The 13903-nt window shown below is 72.5% G+C and carries 13 protein-coding genes; 6 read left to right on the top strand and 7 right to left on the bottom strand.

Annotation, left to right across the window (positions count from 1 at the left end; all coding sequences use genetic code 11):
* Nucleotides 1–25: 25 nt before the first annotated feature.
* From ACSSS0_RS12260 to ACSSS0_RS12240, 5 genes are read right to left on the bottom strand one after another with little or no spacing between them, the layout of a single operon-like run.
* Entirely contained in the window at nucleotides 26–460 is a 435-nt protein-coding gene (locus ACSSS0_RS12260) for an MOSC domain-containing protein (protein ID WP_487228183.1), read from the bottom strand.
* 10 nt (nucleotides 461–470) lie between these two features.
* Nucleotides 471–2255, bottom strand: a complete 1785-nt coding sequence (locus ACSSS0_RS12255) for a SulP family inorganic anion transporter (RefSeq protein ID WP_487228182.1) — start codon at nucleotides 2253–2255, stop codon at nucleotides 471–473.
* Nucleotides 2256–2284: 29 nt separating this feature from the next.
* The gene (locus ACSSS0_RS12250) at nucleotides 2285–3052 is read right to left on the bottom strand and encodes a cobalt-precorrin-6A reductase (protein ID WP_487228181.1); all 768 of its coding nucleotides are present in this window, start codon (nucleotides 3050–3052) and stop codon (nucleotides 2285–2287) included.
* Between the two features lie 2 nt (nucleotides 3053–3054).
* Complete coding sequence (locus ACSSS0_RS12245) at nucleotides 3055–3990, bottom strand: MerR family transcriptional regulator (protein ID WP_435987660.1); 936 nt, start codon at nucleotides 3988–3990, stop codon at nucleotides 3055–3057.
* A gap of 3 nt (nucleotides 3991–3993) precedes the next feature.
* A complete protein-coding gene (locus tag ACSSS0_RS12240; protein WP_435987661.1) occupies nucleotides 3994–4449 on the bottom strand; it encodes an SRPBCC family protein in 456 nt (151 codons plus the stop codon).
* 159 nt (nucleotides 4450–4608) lie between these two features.
* On the opposite strand from ACSSS0_RS12240, the gene ACSSS0_RS12235 reads away from it, so the two are divergent.
* The 6 genes from ACSSS0_RS12235 to ACSSS0_RS12210 are packed head-to-tail and all read left to right on the top strand — an operon-like array spanning nucleotide 4609 to nucleotide 11458.
* Nucleotides 4609–5883: an NAD(P)/FAD-dependent oxidoreductase gene (locus ACSSS0_RS12235; protein WP_487228180.1), complete on the top strand. Its 1275-nt coding sequence runs from the start codon at nucleotides 4609–4611 to the stop codon at nucleotides 5881–5883.
* Nucleotides 5880–6635, top strand: a complete 756-nt coding sequence (locus ACSSS0_RS12230; RefSeq protein ID WP_435987663.1) for a DUF1365 domain-containing protein — start codon at nucleotides 5880–5882, stop codon at nucleotides 6633–6635. Before ACSSS0_RS12235 ends, ACSSS0_RS12230 begins: the two co-directional genes overlap by 4 nt.
* Complete coding sequence (locus tag ACSSS0_RS12225) at nucleotides 6632–7921, top strand: class I SAM-dependent methyltransferase (RefSeq protein WP_435987664.1); 1290 nt, start codon at nucleotides 6632–6634, stop codon at nucleotides 7919–7921. The genes ACSSS0_RS12230 and ACSSS0_RS12225 overlap by 4 nt, the downstream gene beginning before the upstream one ends.
* Nucleotides 7921–9279, top strand: coding sequence for a cryptochrome/photolyase family protein (locus tag ACSSS0_RS12220; RefSeq protein ID WP_487228179.1), 1359 nt, complete (start codon nucleotides 7921–7923; stop codon nucleotides 9277–9279). Before ACSSS0_RS12225 ends, ACSSS0_RS12220 begins: the two co-directional genes overlap by 1 nt.
* 27 nt (nucleotides 9280–9306) lie before the next feature.
* The gene (locus tag ACSSS0_RS12215; RefSeq protein WP_435987666.1) at nucleotides 9307–10026 is read left to right on the top strand and encodes a CPBP family intramembrane glutamic endopeptidase; all 720 of its coding nucleotides are present in this window, start codon (nucleotides 9307–9309) and stop codon (nucleotides 10024–10026) included.
* Nucleotides 10027–10030: 4 nt separating this feature from the next.
* Complete coding sequence (locus ACSSS0_RS12210; RefSeq protein WP_487228178.1) at nucleotides 10031–11458, top strand: tryptophan-rich sensory protein; 1428 nt, start codon at nucleotides 10031–10033, stop codon at nucleotides 11456–11458.
* A 21-nt stretch (nucleotides 11459–11479) separates the two neighbouring features.
* Here the strand turns inward: ACSSS0_RS12210 and ACSSS0_RS12205 are convergent, their stop codons facing one another.
* Complete coding sequence (locus ACSSS0_RS12205; RefSeq protein ID WP_487228177.1) at nucleotides 11480–12709, bottom strand: lipase family protein; 1230 nt, start codon at nucleotides 12707–12709, stop codon at nucleotides 11480–11482.
* A gap of 171 nt (nucleotides 12710–12880) precedes the next feature.
* Nucleotides 12881–13843, bottom strand: a complete 963-nt coding sequence (locus ACSSS0_RS12200; protein ID WP_435987669.1) for a GlxA family transcriptional regulator — start codon at nucleotides 13841–13843, stop codon at nucleotides 12881–12883.
* Between the last annotated feature and the right edge of the window lie 60 nt (nucleotides 13844–13903).

Here is a 13903-nt window from a genome sequence, read left to right as displayed (position 1 = left end):
GGCCTGGCGCACACCGGGACCGCCCTCAGGGGCCGAGGTCGACCTCGTCGCCGACGCTGATCGTCCCCGACGTCAGCAGCCGGAAGACCGTCCCCGCCCGGGCGTGCAGGGCCCGCGCTGCTCCCGGGCCGAGGTTGTCGTCGAGGAGGCGGCACGGTGCCGCGATGCGCACGACCTCGAGCTCGACGTCGCCGATCGTCATGCGGTCGCCCGGTCTCGTCGGGATCGTGCCGCCGGAGATCGTCAGGTTGCGTCGCGTCAGCCTCGGGTCGACCGGACGCCCGAGGTCGGCGGCGGCGGCCTCGAGGTCGGGCAGCGACTGGATCGTCACGTGGCGGTGCCTGCTGCCGTGGTAGCGGTCACCGACGAGCCCGGCGCCCGCCTCCGCCTCGACGCTCTGCACCGAGCGCGTCGGCAGCCGGCGCCCCTTGGCGACGTGGATCATGACGACGGTCTCCATGCCGTCAAGGCTAGGTGTCCGGCTCCGGCTGGGCCGGCACGGGTGGGATGCGCAGCCCGGGCGGCCCCGAGCCGTGCTCGCGCTCGTACCACGCGGCATACGCGGCGACGGCGGTCGGCAGGGTCGGGAAGATGAGGTCGGCCCCGACCTTCTCGACGAAGCCGCCCGCCTCGAGCGAGAGCCGCATGTCCTCCTTGACCCGCGCCATGGCGAAGCGGATCTCCCGGTCCGCGAGCGTGGAGCGCAGGGTCTCGAGGGCGTCGACGGCCGTGAGGTCGATCTCGGTGTTGGCCTCGGCGTTGAGCAGGAACCACTCGACCCGGCCGTGCCGCGTCGCCTCGTCGACGACCTGGAGCGCACGGCTGGCGAAGTCGTCGGAGTTGGCGAAGAAGAGCGGCGAGTCGTAGCGGTAGACGACGAGCCCGGGCACCTGGACGGCGTTCGGGTGGTCGTCGATGTCGTGCATGCCCGCGACGTCGGGGACGTAGCCGAGCACGCCGTCGTGCGGGTGGACGATGCGGCGCAGCAGGTCGAGCACCGACAGCGCGATCGCGACTCCGATGCCGGGCAGCACCCCGAAGAGGAGGACGGCGGCCGTCGTCGCGAGGGCCAGCACGAGCTCGCTGCGCCGGAACGCGCCGATGCGCCGCATCTCCGCGATGTCGACGAGGCGGATCGCCGCGTAGACGACGACGGCGCCGAGGGCCGCGGTCGGGAAGGCGGCGATGACCGGCCCGAGCCACAGCAGGGTCGCGACGACGAGGAGGAGCGAGACGAGCGAGTGCAGCTGGGTGCGGGCGCCCATCGAGTCGGCGATGACGGTGCGGCTCCCGCTCGAGCTGATCGGGAAGCCCTGCAGCAGCCCGGTCGCGACGTTGGCACCGCCGAGCGCGAGGAACTCCTGGTCGCTGTCGATGGTCTCGCGGTGGCGCCCCGCGAAGGCCCGCCCGGTCAGCACGTTGTCGGAGTAGGCGACGACCGCGACGCCGAGGGCCGCCGGGAGCAGGGCCCACACGTCCACGTCGGAGACGCTGGGCACCCGGAACGCCGGCAGCCCCTGGGGCACGGGACCGACGAGCGTGATCCCGTAGCGGTCGGCGAGGTCGAGCACGGCGACGACCACCGCCGACCCGAGCATCGCGATGAGCGGCCCCGGCCAGCGCGGCGCGAAGCGCTGGAACGCGAGGAGCACCAGGAGCACGCCGACCGAGAGCAGCAGGGTGGGCACGTGGACGTCCCCGAGGTGCGTGACGGCATACCTCACTTCCTGGAGGAAGGAGTCCCCCTCCACCTCGAGCCCGGTCACCTTCCCGATCTGGCTGACGATCATCAGCGCAGCGATGCCGGCCATGTAGCCGACGAGCACGGGCTTGGAGAGCAGGTCGGAGAGGAAGCCGAGCCGCGTCGCGAAGCCGACGATGCAGATGAGGCCGACGGCGATCGCCATGAGCGCAGCCATCTCCTGCCGCATCGCCATGCCGCCGCCGGCCGTCACGAGCGCACCGACCCCGGCCGCGGTCATGAGCGCGGTCGTCGACTCCGGCCCGACGGACAGCTGCCGCGACGACCCGAGCACCGCGTAGACGAGCAGCCCCGGTCCCACGGCCCACAGCCCGCTCACGGCGGGCAGCCCGGCCACCTCGGCGTAGGCGAGCACCTGCGGCACGAGGTAGGCGGCGACCGTGATCCCGCCGAGAACGTCGCCGCGCAGCCACACCCGGTCGTAGCAGCGCAGCACCGCGACACCCGGGAGCAGCCGCTCCCAGCGCGCCCGGTGCTCCAGGTCCGCCGTCACGTCACGAACGTACGCGAGGGCGTATGCCGTCAGGCCGGTTTCGCGGCGATCGTGGGCTTCGCGCCCATAGCGCCCACCGCGCTCAGGACCTCCCCCACCGACTCGACGACGGTGACGCCGTCGGGGACCGGCGGACGGCGCACGACGACGACGGGCACTCCGAGGTCGTGGGCGGCGGTGAGCTTGGCCTCGGTCAGGGCGCCACCGGAGTCCTTGGTGAGGAGCACGTCGACGGCGCGGCTCTCGAGGAGGTCGCGCTCGGCGGCGTAGGAGTAGGGCCCGCGGGCCCGCAGCACCTCCCAGGACGAGGGCACGTCCCAGTCGGGTGGGTCGACGACGCGGGCGAGGACGTAGCGGTCGTCCCAGGCAGCGAAGGACTCGAGCTGCTGGCGTCCGGTCGTGAGGAAGGGCCTGACCCCGAGCGCCTCGGCCGCGACCCGCGCGGCCTCGACGTCGTCGACCCAGGTGAGCTCCCCCGCGAGCGGGTGGCGCGACCACCCCGGCCGCTGGAGCCGGACGAGCGGCACCCCGACCGTGGCGCAGGCGGCGACCGCGTTGCCGGTGATCTGCGCGGCGAAGGGGTGGGTCGCGTCGACGACGAGGTCGTAGCCGTGCGACACGAGGTGGTCGGCCAGGCCGTCGACACCGCCGAACCCACCGGTGCGCACCTCGCCGACCGGCAGGGCCGGCGCGCTGACCCGACCCGCGAGGCTCGACACGACGGTGTCACCGCGCTCGACGAGGCGGCCCGCGAGATCGCGCGCCTCCCCCGTGCCCCCGAGGACGAGGACGCGCACGGTCAGGCGGGGATGCGCAGTCGGCGCGTCATCTCGCCCACGGCGACGGTGATCGAGTGGCCGAGGTGCACGCAGGAGCCGTTGATCTCGTTCTGCTGACTGCCACCGAGCCCGATGACGACCTCCGGGTGGACGCGGGCCACGGTGTCGACGATCTCCTGCGCGGCCGTGATGTCGATGTCGCGCGGCACGGCCATGACCATGCCCGTGGCACCGCGGGCCTCGATGGCCCGCAGCCAGTCCTCGACGGGCAGGTCGGCGCCGACGTAGACCGTCGCGAAGCCGGCGCGCCGCGCGGCCACGGCAAAGGCGAGCAGGCCCAGCTCGTGGCGGGCGCCGGGCGGCAGGCCGATGAGCAGGGTCGGGCCGTCGACCCGACCCGACGCGGCCTCGTAGGCGGCCGCGAGACGGCGCTGGACGGCATACGACACGAGGTGCTCACCGGCGACGGTGAGGCGGCCGTGCGCCCACTCCTCGCCGACGAGCTGGAGGGTCGGCATGAGCCAGTCGTCGACGACGTGCTCGAAGGTGCCGAGGGCGAAGCGGGCGTCGAGGACGGCCGTCGCCGACGCGGAGTCGAGCCGCTCGGCCGCCCGGACGAAGGCCTCGGCGTCCTCGGACTGGTAGCGGCCGCCGGGGCGCAGCGGCGCGACGCGGGAGCTGCGGCTCTCGCGGTCGGCGCGACCGAAGGGGGCCTCACGGCCGGCCGGGTCGCGGCTCGAGAGCCGTCGGGTCGTCTCGGCGGCGGCCTCGCGCGCCGACCAGCCCTCGTTGACGAGGGAGTTCATGATCGCGAGGGCGCGCACGTCCTCGGGGCCGTAGAGGCGGTAGCCACCGTCGGAGCGCTGCGGGCTGACGACGCCGTAGCGTCGCTCCCAGGCGCGCAGTGTGGCGACGCTGATCCCGGTCAGCTCCGCGGCACGTTTGATGGTGTACACCGGCTACCCCAACCTGCTCAAGGCGTCTCGCATGCCCCGCTCGGCCTCGTCGCCGAGCTTCTTGAAGGCCGGCGCGAGCAGCGGGGCGGCGAGCTTGGCGATGCCCTTGAACTCGAAGTCGGCGCGGTAGGTGACCGTCGTGCCCTCACCGGTGGTGGCTCCCGAGCCGGTCACGGTGCGCACGAAGGTCATCGTGTCCTTGGCGACGACCGTCGCGTTCTCACCTCGCAGCGCGAACCGCTCGCCGGGGACGTGCTCGATGACCATGTAGTCGAGCTCGGTCTCGCGGCCGAGGAACTTCGACACGTTGTGGTAGCGGGTGCCGAGTCCGCCGTCGCCCGACACGCGCTCGGTGCGGACGGTCCCCGGGTCCCACTCCGTCGTGTTCGTGAAGTCGCTGAGGTAGGCGAAGACGCGGTCGACCGGGTGTGCCACCGTGACGCTGCGCTCGATCTCCATGCGTTCTCCAACCTTTGACAGACCTTGAACAGCCACTCTACGGTGTGGACGAAGGATGGACAACGCACGACGCGGCCACCATCACTTCGAACCCTCTCGAACCATCCGGTCGGGGCTCCGCGCCGAACCACACGGGACCACATCAGCCAGGAGGCCTCGGTGACTCGACCGAACCACACGACCCGACCCACGGCAGCCGTCATCGGCGCCGGCGTGTCCGGTCTCACCGCCGCGCACGTGCTCAGCGCCACCCACGACGTCACGCTCTACGAGAGCGACGCGCGCTTCGGGGGCCACGCGCACACCCACGACGTGGCGGGACGCGACGGCAGCCTGCGCATCGACAGCGGTTTCATCGTCCACAACGAGAAGACCTACCCGCACCTGCTCCGCCTCTTCCGCGACCTCGAGGTGCCGACCCAGCCGACCGAGATGAGCATGAGCATCACGTGCGAGGGCTGTGGCCTGTCGTATGCCGGAGGGCGCGGCCCCAAGGGGATGTTCGCCCAGAAGCGCCGCCTCGCCGACCCGCGCTTCGTCAAGATGCTCAGCGACGTCCCGCGCTTCCACAAGGCCGCGCAGGCACTGCTCGCCGACGAGTCCCAGGACCCGACGTGGGGCGAGTTCCTCACGGCACACGGCTTCTCGACGTACTTCCGGCGCCACTTCGCCATCCCGCTCGTGGCCTGCGTCTGGTCGTGCGGCGACCTCGACGCCTCGTCCTACCCGGCGCGGCACCTCTTCCGGTTCCTCGACCACCACGGCATGCTGACGGTGACGGGGTCGCCCACGTGGCGCACCGTCACCGGCGGGTCGGCGACCTACGTCGACCGGCTCGTCGAGCGTCTGCCCGACGTGCGCAAGGAGAGCCCGGTGACCGCCGTGACGAGGCACGACGACGGTGTCGACGTGCTCGTGCGCGACGGCCAGACCGCGACCTTCGACCGCGCCGTCGTCGCCACGCACGCCGACCAGGCCCTCGACCTGCTCGCCGACGCGACGCCCGACGAGAAGCGCGACCTCTCGGCGATCCGCTACTCGCGCAACGAGACCTGGCTGCACCGCGACTCCTCGGTCCTGCCGAAGCCGCGCCAGGCCAAGGCCTCCTGGAACTACCGCATGCACGCGTGCGACGCCCCGGCCCCCGACGTCACCGTCAGCTACTGGATGAACCGCCTCCACGGCATCACCGACGCCGACGACCACGTCGTGACGCTCAACCCGGCCGGCAGCATCGACGAGTCGCTCGTGACGGCGCGGATGTCCTACGACCACCCGATCTTCACGCGTGAGGCCGTCGAGGCCGCCTCGCGCTTGCGCGAGGCGGGCGGCGAGCGCCTGGCGTTCGCGGGGGCGCACCTCGGCTGGGGCTTCCACGAGGACGGGTGCCGCTCCGGCGTGGAAGCCGCAGAGTCCTTCGGGGTGCGCTGGTGACGGCCGTCCTGACGCCTCCGGAGGTGCCGGCGCTCGTCGACGGCACCGTCGCCCACTCGCGCCGGACGCCGCTGCACCACAGCTTCACCCACGGCCACTACCAGTGGCTCGTCGACATCGACGACCTGCCCCGGCTCCCTTGGCCCACAAGGCTCCTCGCGCGCTTCGACGTCCGCGACCACCTCGACGGCGGCCGGCTCGGCGGCGGCATCCGCGGTGACGTCGAGCGTTTCCTCGCAGCGCGCGGCGTGACACTCGCCGCCGACGACCGTGTCCTCATGCTCGCCAACGCGCGGGTGCTCGGCCACACGTTCGACCCCCTGTCGGTCTTCTGGTGCCTGCGCCCCGACGGCTCGCTCCTCGCCGTTGTCTTCGAGGTGCACAACACGTACGGCGAGCGCCACGCGTACCTCCTCGACGTCCACGACGACGGCACGGCAACCGTCGACAAGGCCTTCTACGTCTCCCCCTTCAACGACACGAGCGGGGAGTATGCCGTCCGCCTCGTCCTCGAGCCCGGCGCCGTCAGCGTCACGGTGGCGCTCGACCGTGACGGCGAGCGCATCATGACCGCCGTCACGCGCGGCACACCGGAGCCGGCCACGACCCGTGCGCTGCTCCGCCTCGTGCGCCGTCACGGCCTCGTCACGCAGAGGGTCACGACCCTCATCCGGGTACACGGCATACGCCTGTGGTTGCGCCGTCTGCCCGTCATGCCCCGCCCCCGACACCCCGAGGAGGCCGTCCGATGACCGCCCAGTCCCCCGCCGCGCTCCAGAACATGGCCCAGCCGCTGTGCCTGCGCCGACCCACCCTGCGCGTGCTGTGCGTGCGCGCCCGCCTGGCCCGGAGCATCCTCGCCCAGGTCGCCAAGCGGGTGCCGGTCGACGTCGTCATGCCGGACGGCTCGCTCCTCGGCGGTGGCACGCGCCGCACCGACCGTCCCGGGCTGGAGATCGTGCGACCGACCGCGGTCTTCGAGCGGCTCGCCCACCACCCGAAGATCGGCATCGGCGAGGCCTACATGGCCGGTGACTGGAAGGCGGCCGAGGGCACCGACCTCGCCGAGCTGCTCATGCCGTTCGCCGAGCGCATGACCACGGCCGTCCCCGAGGGCTGGCTGCGCCTGCGCGGCTTCGTCGACCGTCGCATCCCGAGCATCCAGAACAACTCGCTGCTCGGCTCGCGACGCAACATCGAGGCGCACTACGACCTGTCCAACGACCTCTTCGCGACCTTCCTCGACGAGACGATGAGCTACAGCTCGGCGATCTTCGACGAGGACCAGCCGCTGCGCACGCAGTCCTTCGAGGAGGCGCAGCTGCGCAAGGTGCACGCCATCCTCGACATGGCCAAGGTCGGCCAGGACACCCGCGTCCTCGAGATCGGCACCGGCTGGGGCACGCTCGCGCTCGAGGCCGCCCGCCGTGGCGCCACCGTGACGAGCGTGACGCTCTCCAAGGAGCAGGCGGCGCTCGCCCGTCAGCGCGTGGCCGACGCCGGGTTCACCGACACGGTCGACATCCGGATCCAGGACTACCGCGAGGTCGAGGGTGTCTACGACGCCGTCGTCAGCGTCGAGATGATCGAGGCCGTCGGCGAGGAGTACTGGGAGACCTACTTCCGCACCATCGACGAGCGTCTCGCCCCGGGCGGCATCGCAGCCGTCCAGGCCATCCTCATGTCGCACGAGCGGCTCATGGCCACGAAGCACTCCTACGGCTGGATCCAGAAGCACATCTTCCCCGGGGGCCTCATCCCGAGCCTGCAGGCGATGAGCGAGACGACCGACGCCGCGACGACGCTGCGCATGTCGGCCGTCGAGGCGTTCGGCACCGACTACGCCGAGACGCTGCGGCGCTGGCGCGAGACCTTCCAGGCCCGCTGGCCCGAGGTGCACGCGCTGGGCTTCGACGAGACCTTCCGCCGCAAGTGGGAGTTCTACCTCGCCTACTGCGAGGCGGGTTTCGCGACCGGCTACCTCGACGTGGCCCAGGTGCGCTTCGAGCGGGAGGGCGCCGCGGCCGCGGCCTCGTGATGGCCCCGTCGACGACGTCGATCCTGTGGTTCCGCCGCGACCTGCGGCTGAACGACCACCCGGCACTGCTCGCGGCGGTCGACGCCGCGAGCCACGTGCTGCCCGTCTTCGTCCTCGACCCGCGCCTGCTCGAGACCGACACGCCCCGGACCCGGCGGCTGCTCGCCTCCCTCGCCTCGTTGTCGAAGGACACCCGTGGGGCGCTCGTCGTCCGACGCGGTGACCCCGTCGACGTCATCCCCGAGCTCGCCGCGCAGGTCGGCGCGCAGCAGGTGCACGTCTCGCGCGAGACGACGCCCTACGGCCGCCGCCGCGACGACGCCGTCGAGAAGGCCCTCGCCGACGACGGGCGCGAGCTCGTCGCGACCGGCACGCCGTATGCCGTCGGGCCGGGTCGCATCGTCAACCAGTCGGGCTCGCCCTACAAGGTCTTCACCCCGTTCTCCAAGGCGTGGCACCAGCACGGCCGCCCCGCCCCTGCGGCCCGGCCGAAGCGCATCCCGTGGCTGCGCGACGACGTCCACAGCGACGCCCTGCCGAAGGTGCCGCCGATGGAGGCCGGCGAGGCCGCCGCGCTCAAGCGGTGGGAGCGCTTCCTCCACGACGGGCTGACGGCATACGACCGGGAGCGGGACCGGCCCGACCTCGACACCACCTCCCGGCTGTCGGCGCCCCTCAAGTACGGCGAGATCCACCCGCGCACGATGCTCGCCGACATCGCGGCGCACTCAGCGGGGCGGTCGCAGGCCGCGAGCACCTACGTCACCGAGCTGATCTGGCGCGAGTTCTACGCCGACGTGCTGTGGCACCACCCCGACTCGGCCTGGCACGACCTGCGGCCCGAGCTCGCGAAGCTGCCCTACGACTCGGGCGACGAGACCGACCGGCTCGTCGACGCGTGGCGCGAGGGGCGCACCGGCTACCCGATCGTCGACGCCGGCATGCGCCAGCTCCTCGCCGAGGGCTGGATGCACAACCGGGTCCGGATGATCACGGCGAGCTTCCTCACCAAGGACCTCCACGTCTGGTGGCCGGTCGGGGCGCAGCACTTCCTCGACCACCTCGTCGACGGGGACATCGCCTCCAACAACCACGGCTGGCAGTGGGTCGCCGGCACGGGGACCGACGCGTCTCCCTACTTCCGCGTCTTCAACCCGGTGACGCAGGGCAGGAAGTTCGACCCCGACGGGGAGTACGTCCGGCGCTGGGTGCCGGAGCTCGCCCACCTGACGGGTGGCGCGGCGCACGAGCCGTGGAAGCATGACAACGGGTACGACCATGAGTATCCCCAGCGGGTCGTCGACCACGACGACGAGCGCAAGGAGACCCTGGCCCGCTACGAGCGCGCCCGACGCTAGCCGTCCGACGAGCCGAGGAGACGAGAGATGCGGGGCCCCGTGACCGAGCTGCGCGCGTTCGTCAACGCCGCGCTCATCGAGAAGGTGGAGCGCGACCACCGCGACCCCGACGACGTCTTCCGGCGCCGTCAGGTCGTCGTCGCGCTCACCTTCGTCGTGGGCACGGCGGTGCTGGCGTGGGCGCTGCGGATCACGCCGGGCGACCCGCTCTTCTACGTCGCCACCCTCGCCCTCGCGGCGGTGTGGCTCGTCGGCGCCCTGCTGTCCGGTCCCCTCCACGCGGGGATGGGGCACACGCGTCGCGGCGAGAAGGCCCGGCCCATCGTCCAGTCCCTCGTGCTCGGGGTGCTGCTCCTCGTCCTCTTCCTCGTCGGTGCGCTCGTCGTCGCGCGGATCCCCGTGCTGCGCGAGCCGGTCGACCAGCTGCTCGACCACGCCCGCTTCGGGGCCTTCACGGCCGTGCTCGCCATCACCTTCGTCAACGGCGTCGTCGAGGAGCTCTACTTCCGCGGCGCCCTCTACGCCGCCTTGCCCCGCCACCAGGTGACCCTGACGACGGTGCTCTACGCCCTGACCACCGTCGGCAGCGGCATCCCGCTGCTCGTCCTGGCCGCTGCCGTCATCGGTCTCGTGACCGCCCTGCAGCGCCGCGTCACCGGTGGCTTCCTCGGGCCGATCATCACGCACGTCGTGTGGTCGACCGGGATGCTTCTGCTCCTCCCACCCGCCCTCGAGCTCACCAGGTGACCCCATGACTCCCACCCCGAACGCCTCCACCACCGACAGCACCCGGCGACGCGCTCTCGTCACCGGCGCCTCCGGCTACGTCGGCGGGCAGGTCGTGCCGCGGCTGCTCGACGAGGGCTGGACCGTGCGGGTGCTGACCCGCCGCCGGGCCTCGATGGACGACAAGCCGTGGGTCGACCGGGTCGAGGTCGCCGAGGGAGACGTCGCCTCCGCCGACGACATGCGCCGCGCGCTCGAGGACGTCGACGCGGCGTGGTACCTCGTGCACTCGATGGACGACCAGCCCGACTTCCAGGAGCGCGACCGCGAGGCGGCGACTCACTTCTCGGAGGCGGCGAAGGAGGCCGGGGTCTCGCGCATCGTCTACCTCGGCGGCCTCCACCCGGACGACGAGGTGCTTTCGCCGCACCTCGCCTCACGCGTCGAGGTCGGGCGCATCCTGCTCGACTCGGGCGTGCCGACCGCGGTGCTCCAGGCAGCCGTCGTGCTCGGTGACGGGTCGGCGTCCTTCGACATGCTGCGCTACCTCACGACCCGCCTGCCGGCGATGGTCGCGCCGAAGTGGCTCGACAACAAGATCCAGCCGATCGCCATCGACGACGTCGTGACCCTGCTCGTCGGCGCCGGCAGCCTGCCGCCCGAGGTCAACCGCACCTTCGACATCGGCGGTCCCGAGGTGCTGACCTACCGCGAGATGATCGCCCGCTTCTCCGACGCGACGGGACGCCGTCGACCGGTCGTCGTGACCGTGCCGGTGCTGACCCCGCGTCTCGCGAGCCACTGGGTCGGTCTCGTCACGCCGATCTCGGCGGGCCTGGCCAAGCCCCTCGTCGGCAGCCTCGTCCACGAGGTCGTCGCCAAGGAGAACGACATCCGCGACCACGTCGACGTGCCCGGCGGCTTCATCGACTTCGACACGGCGGTGCGGTCGGCGATGCGCACGGCCAAGCCCGACACGGCGATGCGCAACCTCGCCCTGACGAGCGCCGCGACGGTCGCGAGCGCGGTCGCGGGTTCGCTTGCCACGCAGCCCGACTCACGCTGGTACCGCTCGCTCGACCTGCCGGACTGGCAGCCCCCGACGCTCGCCTTCCCCGTGGTGTGGACCGCGCTCTACGCGGACATCGCGGCGACGTCGGCGACGGCGCTCAACGCGTACGACAAGGCCGGTGACACCGAGGGGCGCAACGCCTACCTCAAGGCCTTCGGGACCAATCTCGCCCTCAACACGGCGTGGAGCGTCCTCTTCTGGCGCGTGCGCAAGCCGTGGGTGGCGGCCGCGGAGGCCGCCCTGCTCACGGCGAGCTCGGCCGACCTCGCCCGCCGCGCCGGCACGGTGAGCAAGGGGGCCGGGATCGCCCTGTCGCCGTATGCCGTGTGGTGCGGATTCGCGACCGCGCTCTCGACCGCGATCGCCCGCCGCAACCGCTGAGCCCGGCTGCCCGAACGCGACTCAGAGCCACCAGCAGTCGGAGACCTGCGGGAGACCGGCGACGCGCGCCTCGAGGAAGGCGTACTGCTTCGCGAACGACGGCACCGCCCCACCGACGTGGGTCGGGGTGATGTTGGCCGAGAAGGCGACGTTCGCGCCGCGGGCGCACCAGTCGTGGGCGAGACCGCGCCCGACGGCATACGGGATGACGTCGTCGAGGACGGAGTGGGTGACGAGCACCGGGACGGCGGGCCGGAGGCGGCCGATGCGCTGCTCGGCGATGATCGAGCGGAAGGGCTCGGCGGCGGCGAGCTCGGTGAGGGTGCGGCCGTCCTTGGTCAGGTCGCTCGAGCGGGTGAACGCGTGCAGGGCGATCGACTCGCCGACGCACTCGCCCTTGACGGCGGCGATGACCGATGTGCCGCGGGCGCTGAGGAACGCGTCGAGGTCGAGGCCGTAGGCGGCGGACTGGCCGGCGACGGCGTAGAGGGCGAAGGCGGAGTAGAGGCTGCCGTCGAGGTGGTCCGCGACGGCGCCGAGCTCGGCAGGGACGGCACCCGCGACCGCGCCGGTGAGCTTCAGCTCGGGGGCGTAGGTGGGTGCGAGCTCGACGGCTGCGGCACTCGCACCGCCACCCTGGCTGTAGCCGGCGAGCATCACCGGGCCGGCGCCCGGCAGGCCCGTGCCGGGGAGGCGCTGGGCGGCGCGGACCATGTCGAGGACGGCGTGCGCCTGGGCCTCGCGGACCATGTACGTGTGGGTGCCGGGCGTGCCCAGGCCCTCGTAGTCGGTCATGGCGACGGCGTAACCGCGGGTCAGCAGGCCCGAGATGAAGGCCCCTTCGTACTCCGAGCCGGCCGCGAGCTGGCGGCTCGGCGCGCACTGGTCGCCCATGCCCTGGGTGCCGGCGGCGTAGCCGATGACGGGGCGCTGTCCGGGGCCGAACCACGGGACCGGCGGCACGAGGACCGTGCCCGTGACGGCGAGCGGGGCACCGCTGCGGTCGCGGGTGGCGTACATGACGCGGGTGGCGCGCGCCGTCGAGGGGACGGCCCTGAGGGGGTCGAGGTAGAACGTCATCGGCTCGGCCCTGAGCACGGTCCCGGGCGCGGCGGTGACCGTCGCGGGCGGGTCGTAGAACCCCGCCGCCCGGGCGGTCGTCACCGGCGACATGACCGCGGCGGCGATGGCGAGCACGATGACGCCGATGACGCGACGGGTGCGGGACAGGCGGTGGGTCGAACGAGGCATGGCGGCGTTCTCCTCAGGCGGCGGGACGACGTCGGTGGCGTCCACTGGCCAGTAACCTACTGGCGGTAACCACGCCTGTCGCGCTGAGATCCCGGCGGCTCCTCGGCCTCTGGCGCCGTCTTCGGTCGTCTAGCGCCGAGCCGATAGTCCGCCAGACGGCGCTCGCGAGGGTCAGGCCGAGGCGGGCTGCTTCGTGAAGGCGCGGCGGTAGGCGACGGGCGGGATGCCGATCTCGCGCTGGAAGTGGTGACGCAGGACCGCGGCCGTGGCGAAGCCGCTCTCGCGGGCGATCCGCTCGATGTCGAGGTCCGTCGACTCGAGCAGGTGGCGGGCGCGGAGCACCCGCTGGCTCGTCAGCCACTTGTGCGGGGTCGTGCCGACCTCGGCGGTGAAGCGGCGGGCGAAGGTGCGCTCCGACATGGCGGCCCGCTTGGCGAGCGACGGGATCGAGTGCTCCTCGTCAAGCCGCTCGGCCACCCACTCCATGACGTCCTGGAGGCCCTCGCACGGTTCGGACGGGACGGGCGTCTCGACGAACTGGCGCTGCCCGCCGGAGCGGTGGGGCGGGACGACCATGCGGCGGGCGATGCGGGTCGCGACCTCCGAGCCGAGCTCGGTGCGCACGATGTGGAGGCACGCGTCGATGCCGGCCGCCGTGCCCGCGCTCGTCAGGACCGGGCCGTCCTCGACGTAGAGGACGTCGAGGTCCACGCAGGCCCGCGGGTGCTCGTCGGCCAGCCGGGCGGCATACCTCCAGTGGGTCGTGCACTCGCGGCCGTCGAGCAGGCCGGCCGCGGCGAGCTGGAAGGCACCGGAGCAGACGGACAGCACGCGGCCGCCGTTGCCCGCGGTGTCGCGCAGGATGTCGAGGACCTCCGGGTCGTAGGGACCGTCCACCGCTCCACCCGGGATGGCGACGAGGTCGGCGCCACGGGCGGCCTCGAGGGGGAAGGGCGCGACGATGCTCAGGCCGCTCGTCGTGCGCAGCACCTCGCCGGGGCGTGCCGAGCAGACGCGGAAGTCGAAGGCCGGGACGCCGTCGTCGGTGCGGTCGATGCCGAAGACCTCACAGAGGACGCCGAGCTCGAACATGGCCACGGGCTCCTGGGCGATGACGGCGATGGTGCGCAGCATCCGGCCAGCATGACACCACTGGCAGGATCTTGTCGAACATCGACTGTTCTGCCACTCGTG

The organism is Terrabacter sp. R4-6, assembly GCF_057529065.1.
The sequence above is the reverse complement of the archived record's forward strand: the minus strand, read 5'-3'. Positions and strand labels throughout refer to the sequence as shown.

Coding starts and splice junctions, on each gene's coding strand:
- ACSSS0_RS12225 (WP_435987664.1), top strand. CDS start 6,632: ATGACCGCCCAGTCCCCCGCCGCGCTCCAGAACATGGCCCAGCCGCTG.
- ACSSS0_RS12205 (WP_487228177.1), bottom strand. CDS start 12,709: ATGCCTCGTTCGACCCACCGCCTGTCCCGCACCCGTCGCGTCATCGGC.
- ACSSS0_RS12210 (WP_487228178.1), top strand. CDS start 10,031: ATGACTCCCACCCCGAACGCCTCCACCACCGACAGCACCCGGCGACGC.
- ACSSS0_RS12260 (WP_487228183.1), bottom strand. CDS start 460: ATGGAGACCGTCGTCATGATCCACGTCGCCAAGGGGCGCCGGCTGCCG.
- ACSSS0_RS12240 (WP_435987661.1), bottom strand. CDS start 4,449: ATGGAGATCGAGCGCAGCGTCACGGTGGCACACCCGGTCGACCGCGTC.
- ACSSS0_RS12215 (WP_435987666.1), top strand. CDS start 9,307: ATGCGGGGCCCCGTGACCGAGCTGCGCGCGTTCGTCAACGCCGCGCTC.
- ACSSS0_RS12220 (WP_487228179.1), top strand. CDS start 7,921: ATGGCCCCGTCGACGACGTCGATCCTGTGGTTCCGCCGCGACCTGCGG.
- ACSSS0_RS12200 (WP_435987669.1), bottom strand. CDS start 13,843: ATGCTGCGCACCATCGCCGTCATCGCCCAGGAGCCCGTGGCCATGTTC.